The following is a 24,077-nucleotide window of genomic DNA, read 5'->3' on the forward strand; positions in this document are numbered from 1 at the left end:
TAGTGTGCCATTTTTGATGTTAGCAGTAAAACTATTTAAGAAAACACCTTACGGTGTTTTTCTTTTTTTGGGTATAAGCAGCAGATAATAATGCCATTCAAATTGAGTTGTGCGGATTAATAAGATTACGCAGCTAATTTACCTCCACTGATTAACCGAACTATCTACGTTGAAATAGTTTAATTAGGCTTGGTTGCCTCGTACCCACCAACTGGTAGAATTTTTAACCTTTTATGCGGGTACATGAGTTAAACCGCAAAGGAGCTAAGGCATAAAGTAGTACAAAGAAGGTCTTAAACTTCCGCCTTAAAGCAATTAGATTATCATCTTCTTCAATCTGATTAATCATCTAAATCCCACAAAATCCCGTTTCAGACAACCTGCCTTGCTTTTATTTCCAGATAACGGTTGATAGTATTAGCGGTGAGTTTTTGCGGTGCGGTAAGCAATGCCATAATGCCGTGCTTTTGCAGTTCTTTTACCATTTGCTTTTTTTCTAAGGCAAACTTATTAGCAATGGCTTTGTTATATACCTCCTCCAGCGTTACAGCGGGTTGTTGCTGTAGTTCAAATAATTCTGTATTCTCAAAAAATACAACCAATAAAGCATGATGTCCAGCTAACTGTTTTAAAAAGGGGAGCTGCCTTTCCAAACCATACATGCTTTCAAAATTGGTGAACAATATCAGCAAACTTCGCTGTTTGATGCGATATCGAACCGTTGTGTACAATGCTTCAAAATCAGCATCGGTAAAGCTTGTTTGCTGGCGGTACAAGGTTTCTAAGAGTAAAGAAATTTGCGTACTTTTTTTATCTGCCGGCACATATTGGTCTATATGTTTACTAAAAGTGAGCAAGCCTGCTTTGTCTTGTTTAAGCAATACAATATTGCTCAATACCAGCGTGGCATTAATGGCATAGTCCAACAATGTCATGCCTTCAAAAGGCATTTTCATTGTACGCCCTTTATCAATGAGGCAAACAATCTGCTGGCTACGCTCATCCATAAATGTGTTCATCATCAGACTGTTTTTACGTGCCGTAGCCTGCCAGTTGATATTGCGGTAATCATCGCCCGCCACATAATCTCTTATCTGTTCAAACTCCAGGCTCTGGCCTATTTTACGCAACGGTCTCGAACCGCCTTCCTGCAATTGGTTGGTTACAGCCAATAACTGATAGCGCCGCATTTGCATAAAAGAAGGATATACGGCTACTGTTTGGGGTGCACCTGTCTTAATATGCCGCACAAGCATACCCAGCGGACTGTACACTAAAAGGTTGATGATGCCAAACCCGTATTCGCCACGTTCCAGTGGTTTTAAAGTGTACTCAATTAACACTGTATTATTGCCATCAATTGTAAGTGTACGCTGCCAGTTGCGCTCCTGAAACTGCACCGGCAACTCATCAATTACTATAAGCCGCAACTTATAATTGCGGTGATTGGTAATGTGCAACGCTACTTTATTTTCATCTCCGTTGCTAAAGCGCTCGCTGCATTGCCGTGTAGCTGTTAGTGTTTTTTTACCGGCAAATGATATAATAAAATCTATAACAACCAACATTGCTAAACATAGTGCAGCGATGTATCCTATTTCTACCAGCGGTGGAAAAAAGTAGGCAACACAAAACAGCGCAATAATGCAGGCTGCAGTGATATAAAACAGCCTGCTGAAGTAAAAAGAAATGCTATAAAGTAGTTGTTTAAGCATAATTTATTAAACTACAAGAGACAAGATTCAAGAGAAATATAAGAAAGGTAGCAGCTCATTTCCTCACAGATGAATTTGGAGGTTATATTTTTATCTCGTGCCTTTAACCTTGTCTCCTGCTCCTTTACCTTGGTATTTCAATACTATGTACAATTCTTTGTATCACTTCATCTTCTTTGGTGCCTTCCATTTCTTTTTCGGGCGTGAGAATGATGCGGTGGCGAAGCACTGGTGCTGCTACGTTTATGATATCATCCGGTATTACAAAATCGCGCCCGCTCATGGCCGCAAAGGCTTTTGCTGCATTCAATATAGCTAAAGAAGCACGCGGCGAAGCGCCTAAATACACCGATTTATCTGTACGTGTGGCTACCGTTATTTTAGCAATAAATTGCAATAGTTTTTCCTCTACCACAATTTGCTTAATCAACTGCCTTAGCCTTAATATCTCCTCACCACTCAACACCGGGTTAATAGCATCCAGCACGTTGTTATTCTCCAACTGATGAAAGCGCTGCAATATCATTACCTCTTCCATCTCACTTGGATAAGGCACCGTAATCTTAAATAAAAACCTGTCCAACTGTGCTTCGGGCAGGCGATAGGTGCCTTCCTGCTCAATGGGATTTTGCGTGGCAATCACCATAAATGGCGGTGCCATGCGGTGCGTAATGCCATCCATCGTTACCTGCCGTTCTTCCATTACTTCAAACAAAGCGGCTTGTGTTTTGGCAGGTGAGCGGTTGATTTCATCTATCAACACAAAATTGCTGAAGATAGGTCCGCGCTTAAATTCAAAGGAGCTGGTGCCGGGGTTAAAAATATTTGTACCCAGCACATCGCTTGGCATCAGATCGGGTGTAAACTGTATGCGGCTAAAACCTATTTGCAGGCTGCGCGCTACCAATCTTGCAGTTAATGTTTTAGCTACACCCGGCACGCCTTCTATCAGTACATGGCCATCTGCCAGCAAAGCGGCAAGTATCAGGCGCACCATTTCGTCCTGACCTACAATAATCTTTTTTATTTCTTTTTGCAACGCGAACACTGCGGTACTCAGTTCACTCAAGTCAAGGCGCTGCTCAAATAATTGTTCTTCCATATTCATGCTTTACTATAAAAATTTTCTAACTGCTGGTGGTATTGCAACAGTTGCTGCTCACTAAGGCGGTCGCTAAGTTTGATATGTATAAGCATATCCATCAGCTTGTTTAATTCCTCTGCCGGTATTCCCGTTTTTAAAGATAACTGTTGTACAAAAGCAGTGTTTAATTCATTGGTAGGTAGTTTGTATTTATTTCTTACATAATCCAAAAAAAAGTGCGTCAGTTTTTCAGCTAAATTTTTATGATCCCCTTTTTCATAATACAGCTTTCCGATGGTTGTTACAAACTTCAGCGAATCGTTTGCAGGACGGTTATACTCCGGTATTAACCGCTGCCGGCGCTTTATTTCAGTAAGAAAATACAGTGCAAGCAATATTATCAGCATCCAAAAAGCATCATAAAAATTCTTATGACTCAATAACACCGACAGCAAACCCTTGTAGTCTTTATTATCCCTGTTTTTTTGTTTATACAGCAAAAAATATTCATCCCACACAATCCTTTTTGTATTGGCAGGAAAAAGGCTCATCAGCTTTTCGTAATACTGATGATTGTTGTTGTATAACACAAAAAAGTTGGTAAATGTAATAGGTGCCGTATGCAAAAAGATAGATCCCTTTTGTGTATTGATAGCAAGCAGGTTGGGCATTTTATCATCTCCATTATAGCCCAGCGGGTAGGTAAATAAACTATCGTATTTTGTAAAGCGATTGTTGTACGATACGCCGGGATATACAAACTGTAAAGGCACCGTATAAGTGCGGCTGTCCAGTGTTACGGCAAACGAGTCGTACATATTAATAACGCCGTAATCATTCTTTACGGTAAAGGGATTGAACACCTCTTCCTGCTGTATTTTAAAGAAAAGCCGTGCTGTTTTGTTCATTTGCAAACAACTGATAAATACCGCATTGCCTTTTTGGGCAAATGCAGTAAGCTTATCCAGTTCACTTTCTGTAGGATTGAAATAACTATTCACAATCAACAATACCTGGCCGGAAGAATCTAATGAAAGATTTTGCCACAACTCAGGCGCATAATGGTTTATTTCAATGGCAGCCTTAGGAAATTGCTGCTGCAATAAATGGTACGCTGCATACGTGCCATAAGGTATTTTATCTTTCGGGTTAAAAGTAATACGACCATCAAACTTGTGCGGCTCTTTATGCAGCAACAACAAAGTGGAAAGCGCTATCAACAATATTGCACCTGCTATGTATGGAATCCATTTCTTCATCGGTGCAGTATTTTGTTTTGAATAGTATGGAAGTCGTTTTGGATAGTATAAAAAGCTGGCTCCGACACGGTAAAGCCACCGTACCATGCATATTCATAATGCCGTGTAATGGCAAAAAAATCTTTGTAAAACATCGTGTGCGATAGCTGTTGCAGATAATCCATATTGGTATAATCTGCCTGGAAGGTGATGATGTTTTTTTCACTTAACAGCTTTAATGTTTGCAGGTATAAAATGCGCACTGCAAGGCGATAATTCTTTTCGGAGTATGCTTTTTGCAACAGCTCCTGGTAAGGTATTTTAAACAAATCAACCACTTCGCTATCCACTGCTGAACTGGCGTTGTTATTGCTGTTGCGCGAAAAAATATTTATTTTATTGACTAATAAAAAATAGATAACTGCAAATAAGAAAATGGCTATAATAATACCCCACATAAACGTGCCTATCCATGATGGTACTTCGGAAAACTGAAAAGCTTCTATAGTTGCCTTATTATTCTTCGAGAGACTGTCTTTTTGAGCTTTATCGAATTTTACTACTTCGGGTGAAGACTTAAATTTTTCTATACTTTTTACATACCAAAAATCATCTTCTTCCTTCAAATTATTGACTTCTTTATCTGCGCGTACGCGGCTTTGTATTTTGCTTTGGCTATAAGGCTGGTTTATTTCTTCTTTCCAGTTGAAAAAATTTTGAGAGGTATCGTATATGTGCGCTTCACTTTGCGATGAAGTAACAGTATCTGTAATGGTCGTGTCACTGTAGGCGGAGCTGCCTTCCTGTGCATTGCCGTGCAATATACCTGCAAGCAGTAATATTAATACCTGTACCCATCTGCTTAGCCATGCGATGTGCGTCTGATTTTTCATTCGCTTACTTTCCTTCATATCTATCTGCTGTAAGCTTCTTTTGTTTTTGTCGTAAACGAATAGGATAAATAATAAAATAGCCAATTACAAAAGCCAGCGAACAGCCTATGATCAACAGTTTTAATGCTGCCGGCATTTCAGTATGCCGTGTAATGAAGCCTTCAAAAAAAGCTGCTAAAAACAGCATGGGGAAGTTAGACATAGCAATTATCAGCCCTTCTTTTGCACCTTTTTTCAGCGCATCCATTCTTTTGATAGTGCCGGGAAACAACCAGCTTTTTGCTAATACTAACCCCGATGCAGCCGAAACGACAAACGTAGATAACTCCAGTGTACCATGAATGAGTATCGTAAGCAAACTGCTACCGGTTAAGTTGTGACTATAAAAAAGATATTCAAACGCACCTACGCCAATAGAGTTTGTCATCAATCCATATACTGTGGGAATACCGAGCAAAATGCCGCCGGCAAATTCTTTAAGCGATACATACATGTTATTGATGAAAATGTAGGCAAAGCTTAAAACTTCGTTGCCATAACCATATACCCCAAAGGGGTGTCCCTGCTGGATATTTCTTTCTGTCATATCCACATACGCATCGCCAAATACTTGCCGCACAAAGGTTTGGTCGCCGGCGGCAGAGAAAAAGCCAATGGCAACAAATAGTACAAAGAGGCAGAAGCAAATGAATAATACACGGTGATGCTTACCCATAGTAAGAGGTAACGTGTATTTAAAAAAATAGCGTGCACGGCTGCTGCTTTCGCGCTGGTTTTCGTAAATACCAAGGTACTTTTTAGAAGCTTCGGTATTGAGGTATTGGGTAATGCTGCTGTGCGGATAAAATGTTTTGCTGTAGCCCAGATCTTCTACCAGTTGAATAAAGTCTTCCGCTGTATCATCGGGATGCCTTGCGCCGTTGGCAGCTATCTCCTGCCAGCGTTCTTTATTGCGTTTTATAAATAAAGCCTCTCTCAAAACCTGCGCTTTTTAAAAACGGAAATTATTAATTACTTTACAAACAAACTATAATTGTTTGATTAATGGATAAAATAAAGATTCCAACCTCTTTTAATATAGAACTGGAGTTTGAACTGGCGGATGTCATGCGGCGTTTTTTTGGCTGGTTCATAGATTTTGCTATCCAGATTGCATACCTGATGATTGTGTCGCAACTGTTGGAAACATATTTGGCAAGCAATAGTAGTGCAGATAATAGCTTGCCCTTTATGTACAATCTTACTTCGGTTGAATTGTTGTTGTATGTGCCGGTTTTGCTGTATCACTTAATGAGCGAACTGCTGATGAATGGACAAAGTATTGGTAAAAAAATAGCGGGTACCAGAGTCATTAGCGAAAGCGGCAGCCGTCCTTCGGTATACCAGTTTTTATTGCGCTGGCTTATACGTCCATTTGATGTTTTTTTCTTTTTGCTGCCGGCATTAATTGCTATGCTGGTGAGCAAAAAAACACAACGGCTGGGCGATCTGGCAGCCGGCACACTCGTTATTAAAACCCGCGTTAGCAGCAGCATCAGCAATACTGTTTTCTTTGAGCTGGAAGAAAGCTATCAGCCACGCTACATCAATGTATTAAAGCTGAGCGACAGAGATATGAACATTATTAAAACCATCCTAGACACCAGCAGAAAGCAAAGCAACTATTCGCTTGCCGAGCGCACGAGCGATAAAATCCGCACGGCTTTAAACATTACTGAATACCAGCATCCGGTAGAGTTTTTAGAAACGATTTTAAAGGATTATAATTATTTGTCTATTCAGCGTTCCTGACGTTTCTTACAGATAATGATGTTTCCTGGCATTTAAGGCTGATGAGACTGATGGAGGACGTAAATTGATCGCTTTATTATGTTGCAGATTGAGGTCTGAAAACGCTTCTTCGTCTTTATGTACTTTCTTATCATCTCGCATAATTACACAAAAGCCTGGCAGCTGGAGCCACTTTATAAGAATGTCTGATCCATTTTTATTATCATGGTACACTACAACCCTGCCATCCAACGAAGAAAGTCAGCACCTACACTTATTGTTTTGTTAGCCTGGGCATTTAGTTCGTTATTGGCAAATACAATAGTTTGCTTTTGTGTTGAGCTTACAGGATGGTTGTCCTGTACGGCAGGAATCCATTTACGGCTTTTTTCTACAATTGCCAAAGCCCGCTGGTCTAAATCTATAAAGCCCGATTTTTTAGAGATGAAAGCATTTGTAACAGCGCCGGTTGTATCAACAGTAAAGGTTATTTCCACACCACCCTCCATTAATCCCTTTAAATAACCGGGAGGTAGGTGCCAGCTTGTTTTTCTTCTTACATACTTTTGCCAGCCTGTTGTGCTATCAGGATACATAGCCGGGCGCCATACTATGTAATTATTTATCTTGTTTCCTTCTTCGGTATATCCACCTTGTTCCGCAATGTGTATACCATCGGCAAATAAGATATAATCTTTCACCTGCCCGTTTGCATAAAATATGTATTTAGCCTTTAGCTGTCCATCTATATAAAAGCAGGAATCTGTTAGCTTTTCACTATCCCTGTAATACTTTATTACACCATCCGGTACCTGCGTTTTTTCATCTGAGTAATAGCCATCCATGTATAAATTCCCGCTGCTATTTACAAATACCTGCTTATGCCATTTATTATCATTTTTTGTTGTTTTACTCACATAAAATGCATTGATCTCTGATGTTACTTTTTTATTTGTATCAAAGTATGTATAAACAGTATCTTTTTGCGCAAAGGAAGAAAATGTATATAATAATGTGAACGGTAAAATGAATAATAGTCGCATGTGAGAGGATTGTGGCAGCAGTTGGTTTTTGAATAAAACCAGATAAATCAGAGATTAATTAAAATGTTTTGCAAATATACTATTCATAAAGATACATATTATATATTTTAATGTGTGTTTAATTAAGAAGTAACTGCTATATTCTTTTGCTAAACTTTACGTCTATTTTTCAACTTTGAAGATGCTTAATACATTATTCTATAATTCAAATGCCCACTTTAGCTCACTCCAAAATAAAAAGAACGGCTATAATAGCCGTTCTTTTTACAAGAAAGTTTTATAATGAGTATTAAAACTTAACGCTTTTGCCGCTCGCAGTCGGGCATCTGTAAGAAGTAATATTGAACGATACCCCTACCTGTGCCAGTACATACGCATCCTTTTGCTGGCTGTTGCCACGCTGGCGGCCCTTAATGCCAATCCGGGTGCCAGTTTCGTAACTTCGGTCAGACAACAAATAAGCGGGATTCACCTGCCCATCGGGGCCGATCACAGACGGCGGAACAGCAGGATCGGAGCTTGGGTAAACAAAAGGCTCCTCACCAACAAAAGTGGTGCTTACATCATCGAGGTAATCGGTGGTTGTAAAGCGGTAACCTACTTCTGCAAATATGTTGGTGCCTTCGGTGAGTGCATATTTCAAACCCACAGATAACGGAAAGCAGCCGGCTATAGTACCATATTGCTTACGGTCGGGATACAAAGAACTGCCTTGTCCCTCGGTGCCCAGTGGGCGGAGATAATATTTGTTGCCACCGAGATAAGCATACGGATCGTAAGAGAAAATACCGATGCCCAACGACACATACGGCGTAAAGTTGTAGCCATCTACACCTGGCATAAAATGGAAAAAGTTGAACTGTCCGCTTGCAGAAAACTCCCAAATATTACTGTTGAAGCTCAGGTTGCGGCGGTGCTGCGTTTCATTTTTACTATAAATATCCGAGTAGCCAAGCCGGGCATAATTGGCTGCAATTTTCAATCCTATATAATTATTAAACTGTTTGATATAGAAAGCACCGGCAGAAAATTTAGGTCGGTTTAAAGAAGCGCGCGTATTCAAATCGCCAAAATAATGACCAGCACCAATGGCCAATCCAAACTCGCCCTGGCGTACATTGCTCTCGTATAGCTGCGCTTTGGAGGCGAAGGCTGATAAACATATAATACCGGCTAATAAAATACTCTTATACATAAGCTGCAAAGTAAACAATTGTTTATTTAACGTGTGTATCGCTTTTTTCGTGTGTGCAGGCTGCATTAATTTCTTTTATCCAGCCCCCAGGTAAGCTTGGAACGGAGCGTTGATAAAAAGCTGTTTTCGTTTAAGCGAATGAGACTTACGGTAAAACGCTCCTTTTTTACGGCTAATTGAATATTTTTTTCAACAATTTCCTTACGCGCATCCAGCGTACAGATAAATTGCTCGCTGCGTCCTTCAATTTCAAAAGACACAATATTGCTGTCGGGTACAATAATAGGACGGATATTGAGGTTGTGCGGCGCTACCGGCGTGATACAAAAAGAACTGGAATCGGGAAAAACGATTGGTCCGTTGCAACTCATGCTGTAGCCGGTAGAGCCGGTAGGCGTAGATACCACCAGTCCATCAGCCCAATAAGAATTCAGAAACTCGCCATTGAGATAGGTATGCACTTTTATCATGGGCGAAGTATCCCGCTTATGAATACCAAACTCATTCAATGCAAAAGGTGCATCGCCAAAAAGCGGCAGGTCGGAATCTAAATGAATGAGTATACGTTTATCGGCTACATACGTGCCATTCACCAAAGCATCTACAGCAATGCTCAGTTCTTCTTTACCAATGCTTGCCAAAAAACCAAGCCTGCCAAAGTTGATACCGAGGATCGGTATGTTTTTATCGCCAATCAGCGTTACTGCATCGAGTATGGTACCATCGCCACCGAGGCTGATAAGGCAATCAGTTGTTTCGTCCAGTGAGGATTTATCGTTGAAAACCGTGATATTTTGAATGGCTGACATGGCATCCCAGTATTTCTCGGCCAGTGTTCCCGACACCGCTATGGACGCCTTGTATTTATGCAATTCGTTAATTAATGCCAGCAATGGAATTTGCTGCCTGTCGTCCAGGCCACGACTATAAATAGCAACCTTCATGTAGTAATTTTAATATCAGATATAAGGCTAAAGCATACAATAAAACAAATCTTTGTAAGCTTTTATGAATAGCCTCCATCTTTAAATATCAAAGATACTCTTATATTTAAAAATTTTGAAGGTGTGAAGAAAGATGATTGCTTTTTAAACCACGAAGGCTTAAAGAACATCAACCTGCCGACCGGCAGCCAGGAAGTCATCAGGTATTTGAAGGATTTTCTTTGTGCTGCTTCGTAAAATAGTTTATGTAATATTATGGTTGAAATCTATACAAAAAGTTCCGGGACTTTGCAATGCCCGGAACTTTTATACCTATTCTTTGCCTCTTTAGCACCTTCGTGGTAAATCCCTCTACAAACTAATATTCACACTCACCGTTCCATAAGTGCCTGCCATTGGGAAATAGTAATTTTCGGTAACTAAATGATTATCGTAATAGTAACCAAACGTGTAGCCATTAGCCTCATATTGTTTGTTGAAAATATTGTTGAGCTGCCCTGCAATACTCCATTCTTTAAACAAGACATTTTTAAAAGTATAAATAGCTCTTACATCTTCTGTAAAATAGCTGTGCAGGCTTTTAGCATCGCTTTGCGTGTTATCTAAATATTGCTTGCTTACATACTTGCTAAGCAAGTCAATTTCTACATTTTTTACCGGGAAAATTGCAATACTGCCATTCGCAACCACATTTGGCGCAAAAGCAATATCGGTATTATAATGTATGATCGTTTGCTGTCCTTTCCAATCGAAATTGCCATCGTAATCATCTAAATACTCCGTAAACGATTTTATTTTATTCCGGCTGAAAGTAGCGCCCCCACTAATGTTTAGCCAGCTTGCTGCTTTTAAACCTGCCTGCAACTCAATGCCTGCACGGTAACTATTAGGCACATTCGTTCTGGTATATGCACCTACATTATTGATTTGCCCGGTAAGTACCAGTTGGTTTTTATACTGCATGTAATATAACGTTGCACTCCAGTTGTAATTCTTTTTTTGGTTGGATATGCCTGCTTCAAAATCATTCAATGTTTCATGCTTTGGCTGGTCGGTTTCGCCTGCTTCAAAATCGTCGCGGTTAGGTTCCTTATTGGCTAATGCATAACTTATATACGCATTCCAGCCATGTTTTGTATAACTGATACCAGCTTTTGGGTTAATAAAGTTGAAAGTTCGCTTGATGAATAAGGATGGATTAGATTCGAAGCCCCGCATGTCATGCATTACATGGCGGTATTGCATATCGCCAAATACACTCAATGCATTGGTAAAAGTATGCAGCCATTTGGCATATACATTTACATCTGTTTTGTATGCCGGCATGTTGTAGTATTGGTAGTCCTTGGGGATACCTGCATTTGCCCAAATCACATTGCCGTAATGCTTGCCATCGTACTTTGTCCAGCTTCCGCCAAACGTAATTTCATCGGTTGGTTTTTTGTATTGTAAAGAAAAGGTTTGTCCATAAAAATAATTATCCAGCCAACGTTGCCTTACGAGATCTGTTACTGAAATCGTATCATTGCCCACAACATAATTATTCAAACCATAATCCGCATAGCTTTGTCCATATTTATACTCCTCATAATAACCTCTCCCGCGCGATAAAAAGGAAGCAACATTCAGTGATAAATAATCATTCAGCGATTGATTGAAAAATAATTGGTAATGATCCTGCTGGTAATTATCAGTTTGATTAGGATATGTATATAAATTGTAGCTTCTTTTGTTGCTGTTGAACAAATTGATAGAGTCTTCCGGCGTAAAATAATAAGTGCCAATATTGTTGTAGTAATAATTTTCCAAATCCTGTTTTGTGCCAAATAACTTAGCCTGCGGCACTCCATTCCAAGCCTGATAGGTTTTTTCTTTACCGGTAAAAATATTAAAGCGCAGCGAAGTTTTTTTATCAATATAAGCAGCAGAAAAATAGAGTGATTGCAGGTTGCTTTTTGCCCTGTCAATAAAACCATCGCTGCTAATGCGGCTCAGCCTTGCATCTATAGTAAAATGATCATTCAACAAACCACTGCCTACCCGTATCGTGTTTTTCCAGGTATTAAAAGAGCCGAAGCTGTTGTTTGCTTCAGCATAGGCACTATCATGTAATTCGTTGGTGCTTAAGTTGATAGTAGCACCAAAAGCGCCTGCGCCGTTGGTAGAAGTGCCTACGCCACGCTGCACCTGTACAGAGCCGACCGATGAAGCAAAATCGGGCAGATCTACAAAGTAACTTCCGCCGCTCTCCGCATCGTTGTACGGAATGCCATTGAGCGTTACATTAATACGCGTACCATCAGTGCCGCGTATGCGTATGCCGGTGTAGCCCACGCCATTGCCTGCATCAGCATTAACCACTACAGAGGGTGTTTGATTCAGAATAAAAGGTAAATCCTGACCGATATTATTTTTCTTTATTGCAGCTTCTGTAAGATTGGTTTTGGTAAACGGTGCTTTATCCGACGCTCTGGTAGAGCGTACTTCCAGTGGTTCTAAATGGTAAGCAACATCCTGCAAAGTAAAATTCAAGGCTATATCTTCGTTGCCAATAGTAATATTTTGTAACGCCGTTTGCTTGTTAATGTAAGTTGCTTTTACAACAGCAATCGTATTCTCCGGAATATCACTGAAAGTGAAAATACCAGTTGCATCGCTGGTAGTACTCAACTGTTTTCCATTGTTTATAAATGTGATGGTAGCACCTTGTAGCGGCGCGTTGTCACTGTTTTGCACCGTACCTTTCACGGTTACTTGCGCGTGTACAACAACAGCTAAGAAGATGGCTGCTGTTGTTCCCAAAAATTTTTTCATTCGTTTTGTTTTAAACGGTTTTAAAAATGTTTTGAGAACAGGAAATTTTTGCTAATGGAGAAGCGCAGGTATAAAAGATAAGTGCACCTTCCCTTCGCAGGCATTACCCTGTTCAGGTTCTACGGGTGTATTCTCAGCTTTTTGTGCGAGTAGCACAATCAGCACCCCGGGATAAGAAGCTTTAATTAAATGATCAAAGCATTGTTTTATATTGAAAGCTTTACTGAATTTGTCCGGCTTTCTTTTTAAAACAGTCGGCAAAGTTAAGTACGGAAAATGAAAAATTGTGTAACGTTTTATAGATTGCTACGTTATATTGCTAAAAATAAAAGAACTGTATGAAATATATTTTAGGAATAGTGTTGATGATGAGTGCGTTAATTACCAAAGCACAAAACCTGGTGTACGATGCCAATGCAGAAGTGCGCAAAGTAGATGCGTTTAAAGGCGTGAGTGCAGGTGGTGGCATTACCGTGTATTTGTCGCAAGGCACCGAGCAGGCGGTAGCCGTAAGCGCCGAAGACCCAAAGTATGTAAGTAAAATAAAAACAGAGGTAAAGAATGGCGTATTGCGGATTTATGTAGATGCCGGTATGTGGAATAACTGGAACTGGGGCAATAAAAAAATAAAAGCGTATGTAACCGTTACTCAATTGAACAGCCTTGAATTTTCAGGTGGCTCTATAGGTAAAGCAGTGGACCCGATCAATGTAAATGACCTGAACGCTGAATGCCACGGCGGCAGCATTATCACGGGTGAATTTAAAGGCAATAATCTAAACCTTGATCTGAGTGGTGGCAGCATTGCCAACCTGCAAGGTGCTTTTACCAGTGCTTCTGTAGATGCGAGCGGTGGTGCTATTTTAAACGGTTTTGATGCAACGGTAGAAACCTGCATTGCCGATGCTTCCGGCGGGTCTATTATAAATGTGAGTGTAAATAAAGAACTGAGTGCCGATGCAAGCGGTGGCAGTATTGTGAATTATAAAGGGAGCGGTATTATTAAAAGAGTAGATACCAGCGGCGGCAGTACCATCAGGAAAAAAGATTAAAATAAGTTTTGAGTATTGGCTGCACAGTTGTATATTTGCAACCCAAATCGCGAAGTAGAGCAGCGGTAGCTCGTCGGGCTCATAACCCGAAGGTCGGTGGTTCGAACCCATCCTTCGCAACAAAATAAAAAGCCTCACAGATGTGAGGCTTTTTATTTTAGATACACTGTGTATATTCTTCATTCTCCTAAATACAATAAAATTTTCATAGGCTTCCCTCCAATTTTATAAAAGTTTTTAGCTCATAGAATTAGGTGCTAAAAGTTGGACTATAAAATTTATCCCCTGAACATTGTTGCAAACAGAAATACCTTAAACTAAAGTAAAATCCATGGAGAGAAAAAGAGTTGAACATAGAAAGCAACAGAGAGGAGATTCGCACGCATTTCTTACAATGGTAACCTGCCCGGATAGTATCTGCCAGAGGCGCTCGGTAGTTTAAACTCGCCTCTCGCAATGATAAAAAGGTTAATGTTTTAAAAATCAATTATTTAGCTGCTGCAAGATAAATAAAGCAGCAGCTAATGTATAGTTTTGCTTATTCTCCATTCAAATGCTATATAGTCCCTTTTATAAGCAACTGATTTCTCATTTTGCAACTATTTTCCCAATAATAGATTTCAAGGCTAACTATGTGGTTGTATAACTGATTCATTTTCAATTAATATCAATATTGGCATTAGATTAGGAAATATACTGGCACGTTAATGATTGGCAAACAGTATTAGTACATATGAATTCAATATCGAATAACTAAATATTAGCTTATACAGTATCTGCCATTTTTAGTAAACATTATCCATTAAACAGAATAATTGTAAGAAAAGCCAATTCTATTTTTAAAATCAATATCATGAAGAAGTATTATGCAGCACTCCTGTTTGGATCTGCCATTACCCTTATTGTTTCCTGCAAAAAAGAATCAGGAAGTCCTGAGATTAATCAGCCGGAGACAGAAAAAATTGCTCCCAATAGTTTCAATTTTTCTACCTCCAAAGAAGTAGCTATTGATATAAAACTGCTTACAAACGATAACCAGCCAATATCAGGTGTATTGGTAAACGTGTATTCATCACCTGCAGGTAAAGATGATAAATCATTGCTGTCTGTATTAAGTGGCCGCGATGGTTCGGTGAAAGCTACTGTTAGCATTCCTGCTTACCTGAATACTTTGTACATAGATCCCTCTTATATCGGTTTAATACACAATGCCAAAGCTGTAATTAATGGCAGCAGCATTGTAGGTGTTATTGGCGGCAATAGTGGCTTTGGCGGCGATATTGTAACTAACGATAGCCAGGAGCCATTAACTGCAAGCAATATTACAGCAGGCAGAAGCATAACTGGCAGAGGTGCTACTTCTACCAAATATGATTATATTCCTTACGATGTAAATGGGCGCCCTACCAATCTGGTAAGTCCATCGGATATTATATCATCAACCTTGCTTTCTTACATTAATACTTCGCTGCCGGAAGCAAAGCCAGTACCCACCTACCATCCTGATTATCTAAATGCAGGTGCAGTGAATGACATCAATATTGTAAAGAAAGCAGATGTGTGGGTTACATTTGTAAGTGAAGGTGCAGGCTATTACAACACTTTAGGCTATTATACTTATCCTACCAATGATCCTCCTGCTACCCAGGCAGATATAGACTCTATTCATATCATTCTGCCGAATGCATCTCTTTCCGGCTCAGGTGGTGCTATGCGTTCAGGTGATAAGGTATATTTAGGTCGTTTTAACCCCGGCATATCAGTTGGCTTTGTATTGCTGCAGGATGCCTGGAATGCAAATAACAGGAAAATAAATACCAATGCAGTTAAATTTTTTACACATGATAATTTGAATACAACAGAAACAAATTCATCAATGACAAGACATGCCGTATTGTTGTACGATGACGTAAACAAATTATTTCTTACCGGCTTTGAGGACCAAACACGTACTGGTGATGGCAGTGATAACGACTTCAATGATCTGATTTTTTATACCACTTCCAACCCCGTAGAAGCTATCTCAACAGAAAATGTAAATTCTATTGATAAGCCGAACGACAAGGATGGAGATGGTGTAACAGATCTGAATGACAAATTCCCTACTGATCCTGCCCGTGCTTATATTCAGTACTACCCTGCGGAAAGCATTTGGGGCACTCTTTCCTTCGAAGACCTTTGGCCTTCCACCGGTGACTACGACTTGAATGATATGGTAGTAGGCTATCGCTATAAATACATCAAAAACGCACAAAACAATACGGTTGAGATGTATGGTGATTATGCTGTACGTGCTATTGGAGCTACCTTTATCAATGGCTTTGGCGTGCAGCTACCTGTTGCATCCAGCAAAGTAAAGACATTAACCGGGCAAAAACTGATAGCTAATTACATCTCCAGCAATGCCAATGGTACCGAAGCAGGACAAACCAATGCAGTAATCATTCCTTTTGATGATACCCGTGCACTGTATCCTTCCGGAGGTTTTTTAAATGTGGCTACAGGGGCGTTATACGCCAGTGCAGATACTGCACATGTATATATCGGCTTTACTTCGCCATTAACAAGCACCGAGCTATCTGCAGGTATGTACAATCCTTTCCTTATCAGTAACCAGCGTCGTGGCTATGAAGTGCACTTAGCCGGTTGCAAACCTACCGACAAAGCTGACAAAACTTTGTTTGGTACTGGTCAGGACAATTCCAGTGTATCAAATAACAGGTATTATTTAAGTGCGCAAAACTGGCCCTGGGCTTTAAGTTTTGTTGAGGATTTTGATTATCCTACCGAAACGGACAACATTTCTAAAGCTTATTTAAACTTTCTTACCTGGGCGCAAAGTGGTGGCACGCAGTATGCAGATTGGTACGCAAATATATCTGGCTACCGCAATAGCAACTACATCTACCATAAATAATAAACAGATTGATACAACATATAAAGAGCTGCTCACTACCGGGCAGCTCTTTATTATTTATTACCGTTTAAGCAAGAAAGCAGTTTTTAAGCCAATTTAGTTTCACTCTCAAAATAGAAGAACCAAATTGTTCAAGGTGGATATTGGTCTTATCCGCCTTTGTCTTAATGAAGTTAGAATAGTGTAAATAAAAAGCCCACAGTGGAAACTGCAGGCGTTGCTAACCTATGAAAAACACCAAGTTTATATCAGCATTTGTTTGATCTCTCCGTATTGGGAGTCAATTAAAAAGAGCATGTGTGAAATCGTGCTCTTACACTTAATATCATACTTGGCTGCCAACATTAATACCATTGAATAAACAACTGAAAGCCAATGACTTAATCGCCTGTATAGTCATATATTTATCCAGGTTTGGGAAAGTTGTTTCAAATAAGGATGGAATATGGCGTAGGCGAAATTGTTATCGTGGGTATGTACAATAAAGCTGTGGATAAGGAGATACAAGAGTAAGTATGCATGAATCTTTTTAGTACATGTAAGATTCGTTTGCTTTCTATCTTCAACAGCAGCGAGAAAACAGATTTCCTTGTGCCCTCAAAAAGTAGTAAAAATAAAGTCAGGTTTTATGAGGTCCATTCGCGCATTTACCCTCTGAAAACTCAAATACTGCTGCTATAAGCATGTGCCAACTCCATATATGCTGCCTGGCAATGGGTACAACAAAGATTTTGACACAATCATATTGCGGAACTGATTGTCTGTAAAAATTCAGAATCCAAATATTTATAGGAATTTTTAAAAGAATTTTTAATTGTATGTAACCTTTAAAATACTCACTCACTCTTTTGTTGAATGCTGGTGAAACTATCTGAATAAAAAGCGTTCATCAAGACTGACCTAAATAATCTTTCAATATTAAATACTTTTTTATGCGCTATCAAAAACAAACGATGGTCATACTATCATTATCGTTACTGCTTGTCATAGCACTTATACAATGTACCAAAACGTTACCTGTAGATGAAAATGATGGCGGGCGATTAGATGCAAATGATGCAAAACGATTACCTGATTACTCATTGGTTAACCAGGGAAAAGAAATTTTCCGTTTTGATGCTTTTGGTGATGAAGATTATTGGAGCGGGGAGCTGCACATTGATAAAGCCATAGCAGGTGCCGCTAACGGCGGCTTTGGTACGGGTGTTAGCCCTAATGCGGCTCTGGCTGTTGGGTTGAAAGTAGATGTAGATGCATTACCTCCTGAAGTACTTGCAGGCATACAATCAGGAACAGTTGACCTTGATGATCCGGCTACAACCATTACGCTGTTAAAGCTAAATTCAGTAGTTGGGGTAAAAGGCAACTTTAATGCTGATGGCGGATTAAAATCTATTGGTATTACCTGCGCTTCCTGCCATTCAACCGTTGATAATTCCTTTGCGCCCGGCATTGGCAAGCGGCTGGATGGATGGCCTAACAGAGACCTGAATGTAGGTGCCATTATTTCGCTTACGGATAATGCACAGCCTATTGCCAACATGCTGCATGTAGACGAGCCTACACTAAGACTTGTATTGAGCTTGTGGGGCCCCGGTAGGTTTCCCGCCATTCTTTTTATGGATGGAAAGGCATTTCGTCCGGACGGAAAAATTGCAGCCAACCTTATCCCTGCTGCTTTTGGTTTAAAAGATGTGCATCTTACAACTTATACGGGATGGGGTGATATCAGCTATTGGAATGCATTTGTAGGCAATCTGGAAATGCATGGTAAAGGAAATTTCTTTGACCCCCGGCTGAATAATCCGGAAAAGTATCCTATTGCAGTGGAAAATGGCTTCTATCATGTAACCAATCATCCTGATCTAATCACCCGCAAATTGCCTGCGCTTCGCGCTTATCAACACTCTATTGCTGCTCCTAAGCCTCCTGCCGGCAGCTTCGATCCGATAGCAGCAAATCGCGGAAAAGCAATATTTCTAACAAAGGCAAATTGTGTTACCTGCCACGCTGCTCCATTGTTTGCTGATAACAAACTTCACACGGCAGCAGAAATCGGAATTGATGATTTTGAGGCTAAACGCTCACCAACGGGTAAGTACAGGACTATGCCTTTGGGTGGCTTATTTGCCAAAGCAACAGGTGGTTACTATCATGATGGAAGATTTGCTACACTGGATGAGGTTGTTGATCATTACAATAAGCATTTCTCATTACGTCTTACATCTGCTGAGAAGCAGGATTTGGTAGAATATTTAAAATCGTTGTAGTTGTATCCTTTTGCTTATAAGGTTGAAGTGGCCTTTATTAATTGTTGCTTCAACCTCCGGTAAGCAAACAGGTTGAATACCTTCCTGTAGTAATTTCTTCAACTATTCACCATTTCATTACGTAAGTATTTCAATATGGAACCATTGTCTAATACTATTCAGTTGTTTTCTCTGCCAGGCTTGGCTCCTAAAGCATACAATAACCATGTTACAGAAACTGCTGCCGGCATTAAGGAGTACGAACCATTATTGTATAAAATAGCAAGTAGTTTTGGATTTATTGATAATGAAACAATGGACCTTGTTCAACAGGTATGTTCTTGCTTTAATGTATATTGTACTAACCCGCAGAATGGCACTTCATTAAAAATCCGTTTATCGAAGTTCATGGTGCATCAATGTATTTTTAAAATAAGTAGCCAGTTATTCAGTCAAAATGTGGATGCAGAAAAACTAAGTGCTACAGATATGCCACTTAGTTTTCGCTCTGTTTTTATATTGCACCATATTATTGGTTTTGATGAATATGAAATTGCTGAAATATTAAATACTAATCTGCTCCAGGTAAAACACAGACTAAGTAAAGCCTTATTATTCATTAATAATCAGTATTGATAGAGAAGTTGTTATTTCCATCATTAGGAGGTATGCCATATAGATTGCTTGTAAACTTCAATTTCTTTACAACTATCATAGAGGTTTATCAGAATTTCTTCGGGATGCAAAAACAAAAACAAAGCGGAACTACTTTAGCATTTAATGGCAATAAGAAGTAACAAAAGCCACTCTTACTTCAAAATAAGCACCGGCTTTTTTGCATTACGGTACAAAGCTTCTGAGATGCTTTTATGCGTAAGCGAATACAAAAAACTGTGCTTGCCCGGCAAGGCTACAATAAGCTGCGTATCATGCGTTCTGGAAAAATCTATAATGCCGTTGATAATATTCTTATCATTTGAATAATATACTTCATGGGGAAAATTTTGCAAGTATTGATGCAGCGCATTTTCTGCATTTTTAAATTCCTCATCGGGGTGCAGGTATCTTTCTTTTGGATCTACATTCAACACCAGCAATTTTTTTTCTCTCCACTGTGGTGTGGTGGTTTGATAGCGGCGCAGTTTATTAAGCGAGTTGACGGTATTAAAATCAACTGGTACCAATGCCTGCTGCACTGGCCGGTATTGATAGTGTGCCGGAACAATCAACGTGCGCACCGGACTTGTCTTAGCAATTTCAATCACATTGCCCGCAACAAAACTGTCGCTTGAATAACTGTAATTATCGCTGCCTGCTACAATCAATTCCGGCTTTTCGTCTTCTATCATTTCAAGTATAGAACGCAACAGCGGCAGTTCACTCACCGCCAGCGATACTTTTATGTCCGGTTCTACTTTAGCAATTAATTCCCGGCACATAGTCCTCAATTTTTGCATCGCTTCTTCCCGTTCTTTCACCAGGTAATCCTGGTTTACACGTACATAATCCACCGATGGTATCAGGCTGTCAAACATGGAATCGTACAACGTTTTCAGCAGTATAATGCGTTTATAATCGTACGCCTTGCCCCATTCCACCGCATAGCTAACGGCGTTGTCTGATGTGGCAGTAAAATCAACAGGAACAAGCATCGTTTTCATAATGCAATCTTTTAATCGTCCGTAATTCTTTTAGTTATTCTTTCGTTATCCGGCATTAACAAGCAAGCATTGTATTGCTGCCTTTCAAAGTTACCACAGTTATTCATTGTATGTACAAAAAAGCATTATCATACACACCCATATCCGGTGTTATCTTTGACGTAATAAAGGAAATGCTTTATTTACAGAACATGCATCTCCTTATAAAATCTCACCTATGAAAGCAGGCTTTGTAAATATTTTTGGTAAGCCCAATGCTGGTAAAAGCACCTTGCTAAATGCATTACTGGGCGAAAAGCTGGCTATTGTATCCAGCAAAGTGCAAACTACCCGGCACCGCATAAAAGGTTTTTTAAATAAAGCGGGTGAATACCAGATTATCTTTTCGGATACACCCGGTATTATTGAACCTAAGTATAAACTGCACGAAAAAATGATGCAGAGTGTAAAAAGTGCATTGGAAGATGCCGATGTTGCCTTACTGCTGGTGGATATAAAAGATAATCTGGAAGAATGTGATACCCTGTTTACTTCATTGAAGTTAAAGGTGCCTGCAATTGTAGTAATTAATAAAACAGATGCGGTACGGCCAGCTCAGGCAGAAGCTGCAAAAGCTTTTTTTGCCCAACAACCTTATTGCAAAAAAGTAGTGGCTATTGCTGCTTTGCAGCAAAGCAATCTGCAGGAATTGTTAGATGCTATTCTTGATTTACTGCCCGATGGCGATGCTTTTTATAATGAAGAAGACTTAACTGATTTGCCCACTAAATTCTTTGCAGGTGAAATGGTGCGCGAAAAAATTTATGAGTTGTTTGGCGATGAGATACCTTATCATACTACAGTGTTGGTGAATGAGTTTAAAGAAAAAGAAACCCTGATAAAAATACAGGCCGACATTATTGTGCAGCGCGAAACACAAAAAGTTATTTTAATAGGCGAAGGTGGAAAAATGATTAAGAAAATCGGTTCACTGGCACGTGCCGATATTGAATCGTTTTTGCAGCGTAAAGTATTTCTCGAGCTATTTGTAAAAGTGCGCCCCAGGTGGCGTGACAATGAATTGTTTTTGAAAGAGTATGGATACCATTGAGCTAAAAGGTCGTAAAAATATGTAAGGTATACCTGTATGCTCATTCATTCACCAGGGATAGTTCTCTAATTTACAATTCAACATTCACAATAGTGATTACCTGCAACTTATACTTACTTTTGCAATATGAGTTTCACAGTTGCCATAGTAGGAAGACCAAATGTTGGCAAGAGTACTTTCTTCAACCGTATGCTGGAGCAGCGCAAAGCGATTGTTGATGACATTAGCGGCGTTACGCGCGACCGGCAATATGGTATTGCTGACTGGAATGGAAAAACATTCAACCTTATCGATACCGGTGGCTTTGTGCCCGATACCGAAGATATTTTTGAAAAAGAAATCCGCAAGCAGGTACGTATTGCCATAGATGAGGCGGATGCATTAGTATTCATGACTGATGCTTCGGCGGGCATTACCGACCTTGATGATGCGATGGCTGACTTGCTGCGCCGCACTACCAAACCGGTTTTTTTAACCGTAAATAAGGTAGATAACAACGAGCGTATGTTGGACGCAAGCGAGTTTTACATCTTAGGTTTTGAAGATGTTTTTTTTGTAAGCAGCATGACTGGAAGTGGCACCGGCGAACTATTAGACGCGCTGGTGAAACTGATACCGGAAGCTACTCAAACAAAAGAAGATGAAGAAATTGCTGCATTGCCCAAGTTTGCTATTATTGGTCAGCCCAATGTGGGCAAGTCTTCGTTACTGAATGCCTTGGTAGGGCAGGAGCGGACTATTGTAAGTGATATTGCCGGCACTACGCGCGATACGATTCACACGCACTACAACATGTTTCAAAAAGAGTTTGTGCTGATAGATACGGCGGGGTTGCGTAAGAAAAATAAAGAGAAAGACGACCTTGAGTTTTACTCTGTTATTCGCGCTATCAAAGCAATGGATGAGGCGGATGTGTGCCTCCTGGTGCTGGATGCAGAAAAAGGTATTACGGCACAGGATGTAAATATTTTCTCATTGGCAGCACGCAAAGGCAAAGGTATTGTGGTGCTGGTAAATAAGTGGGACCTGATGGAGAAAACCACCAATACTGCCCGCGATTACGAAAAACGTTTGAAAGAAAAAATTGCTCCTTTTACTGATGTGCCGGTTATTTTTATTTCGGCAGCCGAAAAAATGCGTATTTATAAAGCAATGGAAACTGCGTTGGAAGTGTATGCCAATAAAACGCGTAAGATACCAACGAGCAAATTGAATGATGTAATGCTGAAAGCCATAGAAGCGCATCATGCACCAGTAGTGCGCGGCAACAGCATTAAAATAAAATATGTAACACAGTTGCCTACACAGGTGCCTTCTTTTGCTTTTTTTACCAATTATCCCGATGATATTAAAACACCTTACCGCAATTATTTAGAGAATCAGTTAAGACAACATTTCAACTTTAGTGGTGTGCCGATACGTATTTTCTTTAGGAAAAAGTAAAATAATTTTTGAGAAACACGTGCTACATAGCTATTTCAAACTGATAATCTAAACGTAAAAGGTGCTTTGCAAAAAGCACCTTTTACTACAATACTTAAGCACCTTTTTTACAATAAAATATTCTTAGCTCACAATAAACGGATCTACAATCGTCAATATAGCTTCCATGCTCAGCGGCTCGTCAAATGCTTCTGAAGCGTCATCCCAGCTTATATCAAATCCGTTGATGTTGGTTATTTCTATACCAAGCTGGTTCGTATTTTCTTCCCCGGCATAAGTAGCCTGTACAGCCGCGCCAATACCCGAAGTAGAATTGCCGGTAATCCATGGGCGGATGGATTCGTCCCAGTTCATCCTGATACTGCGGAGGCTTCTTACAAACGAAGCGTGCCTTGCTTCTACTGAGTGGATTTGCAGCGCAGCAGTAAGCACCTCATTGCTGGATATTAAATTGCCGGCTTGGCCTTTGTAAGCTCTTACGCCGGTATCTTCAAAAGTTTGCGAAACAGCATAAAAAGTATCTGCATTAGAGAATACATCGGAGAAGGCACCGCCTGCTGTAAAGTCGAATGTAGGTTTTGCTACCGGTGTTCCGCCCAAGGCCTTAATAGTAGCAGTTAAAAAAGCAACATGCTCATTCTCATGATCCCTGATGGTCATAAAGCCAGACATCACTCTGCTATCTGTAATCAGGCCGGACGTAGCTGTACCTACATTATAAAATTCAGCTTCGAGATATTCGAGCGTTAATGCAAAATTGAGTACATCTACTATACCGGGCATGGTGCCGCCGCCACCAGCATACGCTTTCTTAAACATACCGCCCAATGCAAGTGGTATAGCAGTGAGTGCTAATTTGCCACCTATTCTTGCAAACTGTTGCATCGCATTGCGGCGGTTATCCAGACGGTCATATACCTCCGGATCAATTTTTTCTATTTCGGTTATAATATTATTGAAATTCATATA

Annotated in this window: 18 protein-coding genes, 1 tRNA gene and 1 riboswitch; of the genes, 8 read left to right on the forward strand and 11 right to left on the reverse strand. The window is 40.0% G+C overall.

Going from position 1 to position 24,077, the window contains the following annotated elements; genetic code table 11:
* Positions 1 to 371: 371 nt before the first annotated feature.
* The 5 genes from FC093_RS16740 to FC093_RS16760 all read right to left on the reverse strand — a co-directional run bounded on the left by FC093_RS16740 (position 372) and on the right by FC093_RS16760 (position 5,909).
* The gene (locus tag FC093_RS16740; RefSeq protein ID WP_137262953.1) at positions 372 to 1,715 is read right to left on the reverse strand and encodes a DUF58 domain-containing protein; all 1,344 of its coding nucleotides are present in this window, start codon (positions 1,713 to 1,715) and stop codon (positions 372 to 374) included.
* A 124-nt stretch (positions 1,716 to 1,839) separates the two neighbouring features.
* Complete coding sequence (locus FC093_RS16745) at positions 1,840 to 2,817, reverse strand: AAA family ATPase (protein ID WP_137262954.1); 978 nt, start codon at positions 2,815 to 2,817, stop codon at positions 1,840 to 1,842.
* Between the two features lie 2 nt (positions 2,818 to 2,819).
* Entirely contained in the window at positions 2,820 to 4,058 is a 1,239-nt protein-coding gene (locus tag FC093_RS16750; RefSeq protein ID WP_170971127.1) for a DUF4350 domain-containing protein, read from the reverse strand.
* The gene (locus tag FC093_RS16755; protein WP_137262956.1) at positions 4,055 to 4,930 is read right to left on the reverse strand and encodes a DUF4129 domain-containing protein; all 876 of its coding nucleotides are present in this window, start codon (positions 4,928 to 4,930) and stop codon (positions 4,055 to 4,057) included. The genes FC093_RS16750 and FC093_RS16755 overlap by 4 nt, the downstream gene beginning before the upstream one ends.
* 4 nt (positions 4,931 to 4,934) lie before the next feature.
* Positions 4,935 to 5,909, reverse strand: a complete 975-nt coding sequence (locus tag FC093_RS16760) for a stage II sporulation protein M (RefSeq protein WP_137262957.1) — start codon at positions 5,907 to 5,909, stop codon at positions 4,935 to 4,937.
* Positions 5,910 to 5,974: 65 nt separating this feature from the next.
* On the opposite strand from FC093_RS16760, the gene FC093_RS16765 reads away from it, so the two are divergent.
* On the forward strand, positions 5,975 to 6,721 hold the full coding sequence (locus FC093_RS16765; RefSeq protein WP_137262958.1) for an RDD family protein: 747 nt from the start codon (positions 5,975 to 5,977) through the stop codon (positions 6,719 to 6,721).
* Between the two features lie 212 nt (positions 6,722 to 6,933).
* Here FC093_RS16765 and FC093_RS16770 read toward each other — a convergent pair whose 3' ends face one another.
* The 4 genes from FC093_RS16770 to FC093_RS16785 form a co-directional block, all read right to left on the reverse strand.
* Positions 6,934 to 7,743: an energy transducer TonB gene (locus FC093_RS16770; RefSeq protein WP_137262959.1), complete on the reverse strand. Its 810-nt coding sequence runs from the start codon at positions 7,741 to 7,743 to the stop codon at positions 6,934 to 6,936.
* A gap of 289 nt (positions 7,744 to 8,032) precedes the next feature.
* Complete coding sequence (locus tag FC093_RS16775) at positions 8,033 to 8,938, reverse strand: DUF6089 family protein (protein ID WP_137262960.1); 906 nt, start codon at positions 8,936 to 8,938, stop codon at positions 8,033 to 8,035.
* Between the two features lie 65 nt (positions 8,939 to 9,003).
* Positions 9,004 to 9,882: an NAD kinase gene (locus tag FC093_RS16780; protein ID WP_137262961.1), complete on the reverse strand. Its 879-nt coding sequence runs from the start codon at positions 9,880 to 9,882 to the stop codon at positions 9,004 to 9,006.
* Positions 9,883 to 10,233: 351 nt separating this feature from the next.
* A complete protein-coding gene (locus FC093_RS16785; protein ID WP_137262962.1) occupies positions 10,234 to 12,696 on the reverse strand; it encodes a TonB-dependent receptor in 2,463 nt (820 codons plus the stop codon).
* A gap of 72 nt (positions 12,697 to 12,768) precedes the next feature.
* A riboswitch (TPP riboswitch) is annotated at positions 12,769 to 12,875 on the reverse strand.
* Positions 12,876 to 13,034: 159 nt separating this feature from the next.
* Between FC093_RS16785 and FC093_RS16790 the strand changes: the two genes are divergently transcribed.
* The 5 genes from FC093_RS16790 (at position 13,035) to FC093_RS16810 (ending at position 19,550) form a co-directional block, all read left to right on the forward strand.
* Positions 13,035 to 13,748, forward strand: coding sequence for a head GIN domain-containing protein (locus FC093_RS16790; protein WP_137262963.1), 714 nt, complete (start codon positions 13,035 to 13,037; stop codon positions 13,746 to 13,748).
* 48 nt (positions 13,749 to 13,796) lie between these two features.
* Positions 13,797 to 13,868, forward strand: a tRNA-Met gene (locus tag FC093_RS16795).
* Positions 13,869 to 14,601: 733 nt separating this feature from the next.
* On the forward strand, positions 14,602 to 16,665 hold the full coding sequence (locus FC093_RS16800) for an LruC domain-containing protein (RefSeq protein ID WP_137262964.1): 2,064 nt from the start codon (positions 14,602 to 14,604) through the stop codon (positions 16,663 to 16,665).
* A gap of 932 nt (positions 16,666 to 17,597) precedes the next feature.
* Positions 17,598 to 18,935, forward strand: coding sequence for a hypothetical protein (locus FC093_RS16805; protein ID WP_206106600.1), 1,338 nt, complete (start codon positions 17,598 to 17,600; stop codon positions 18,933 to 18,935).
* A gap of 135 nt (positions 18,936 to 19,070) precedes the next feature.
* Positions 19,071 to 19,550, forward strand: a complete 480-nt coding sequence (locus FC093_RS16810) for a hypothetical protein (protein ID WP_137262965.1) — start codon at positions 19,071 to 19,073, stop codon at positions 19,548 to 19,550.
* Between the two features lie 173 nt (positions 19,551 to 19,723).
* Here the strand turns inward: FC093_RS16810 and FC093_RS16815 are convergent, their stop codons facing one another.
* On the reverse strand, positions 19,724 to 20,575 hold the full coding sequence (locus tag FC093_RS16815) for a universal stress protein (protein WP_137262966.1): 852 nt from the start codon (positions 20,573 to 20,575) through the stop codon (positions 19,724 to 19,726).
* 217 nt (positions 20,576 to 20,792) lie between these two features.
* On the opposite strand from FC093_RS16815, the gene era reads away from it, so the two are divergent.
* Positions 20,793 to 21,665, forward strand: coding sequence for a GTPase Era (gene era / locus FC093_RS16820; RefSeq protein ID WP_137262967.1), 873 nt, complete (start codon positions 20,793 to 20,795; stop codon positions 21,663 to 21,665).
* 126 nt (positions 21,666 to 21,791) lie between these two features.
* The gene (gene der / locus FC093_RS16825; protein WP_137262968.1) at positions 21,792 to 23,108 is read left to right on the forward strand and encodes a ribosome biogenesis GTPase Der; all 1,317 of its coding nucleotides are present in this window, start codon (positions 21,792 to 21,794) and stop codon (positions 23,106 to 23,108) included.
* Positions 23,109 to 23,231: 123 nt separating this feature from the next.
* Here the strand turns inward: der and FC093_RS16830 are convergent, their stop codons facing one another.
* Positions 23,232 to 24,074 (reverse strand): ferritin-like domain-containing protein, encoded by an 843-nt coding sequence (locus FC093_RS16830; protein ID WP_137262969.1) that lies wholly within the window; start codon positions 24,072 to 24,074, stop codon positions 23,232 to 23,234.
* Positions 24,075 to 24,077: the final 3 nt, after the last annotated feature.

The sequence above is a fragment of the Ilyomonas limi genome (assembly GCF_005233845.1).
In the GTDB taxonomy this organism is placed as follows: domain Bacteria; phylum Bacteroidota; class Bacteroidia; order Chitinophagales; family Chitinophagaceae; genus Ilyomonas; species Ilyomonas limi.

Coding starts and splice junctions, on each gene's coding strand:
- FC093_RS16740 (WP_137262953.1), bottom strand. CDS start 1,715: ATGCTTAAACAACTACTTTATAGCATTTCTTTTTACTTCAGCAGGCTG.
- FC093_RS16745 (WP_137262954.1), bottom strand. CDS start 2,817: ATGGAAGAACAATTATTTGAGCAGCGCCTTGACTTGAGTGAACTGAGT.
- FC093_RS16750 (WP_170971127.1), bottom strand. CDS start 4,058: ATGAAGAAATGGATTCCATACATAGCAGGTGCAATATTGTTGATAGCG.
- FC093_RS16755 (WP_137262956.1), bottom strand. CDS start 4,930: ATGAAAAATCAGACGCACATCGCATGGCTAAGCAGATGGGTACAGGTA.
- FC093_RS16765 (WP_137262958.1), top strand. CDS start 5,975: ATGGATAAAATAAAGATTCCAACCTCTTTTAATATAGAACTGGAGTTT.
- FC093_RS16770 (WP_137262959.1), bottom strand. CDS start 7,743: ATGCGACTATTATTCATTTTACCGTTCACATTATTATATACATTTTCT.
- FC093_RS16775 (WP_137262960.1), bottom strand. CDS start 8,938: ATGTATAAGAGTATTTTATTAGCCGGTATTATATGTTTATCAGCCTTC.
- FC093_RS16780 (WP_137262961.1), bottom strand. CDS start 9,882: ATGAAGGTTGCTATTTATAGTCGTGGCCTGGACGACAGGCAGCAAATT.
- FC093_RS16785 (WP_137262962.1), bottom strand. CDS start 12,696: ATGAAAAAATTTTTGGGAACAACAGCAGCCATCTTCTTAGCTGTTGTT.
- FC093_RS16790 (WP_137262963.1), top strand. CDS start 13,035: ATGAAATATATTTTAGGAATAGTGTTGATGATGAGTGCGTTAATTACC.
- FC093_RS16800 (WP_137262964.1), top strand. CDS start 14,602: ATGAAGAAGTATTATGCAGCACTCCTGTTTGGATCTGCCATTACCCTT.
- FC093_RS16805 (WP_206106600.1), top strand. CDS start 17,598: ATGCGCTATCAAAAACAAACGATGGTCATACTATCATTATCGTTACTG.
- FC093_RS16810 (WP_137262965.1), top strand. CDS start 19,071: ATGGAACCATTGTCTAATACTATTCAGTTGTTTTCTCTGCCAGGCTTG.
- FC093_RS16815 (WP_137262966.1), bottom strand. CDS start 20,575: ATGAAAACGATGCTTGTTCCTGTTGATTTTACTGCCACATCAGACAAC.
- era (WP_137262967.1), top strand. CDS start 20,793: ATGAAAGCAGGCTTTGTAAATATTTTTGGTAAGCCCAATGCTGGTAAA.
- der (WP_137262968.1), top strand. CDS start 21,792: ATGAGTTTCACAGTTGCCATAGTAGGAAGACCAAATGTTGGCAAGAGT.
- FC093_RS16830 (WP_137262969.1), bottom strand. CDS start 24,074: ATGAATTTCAATAATATTATAACCGAAATAGAAAAAATTGATCCGGAG.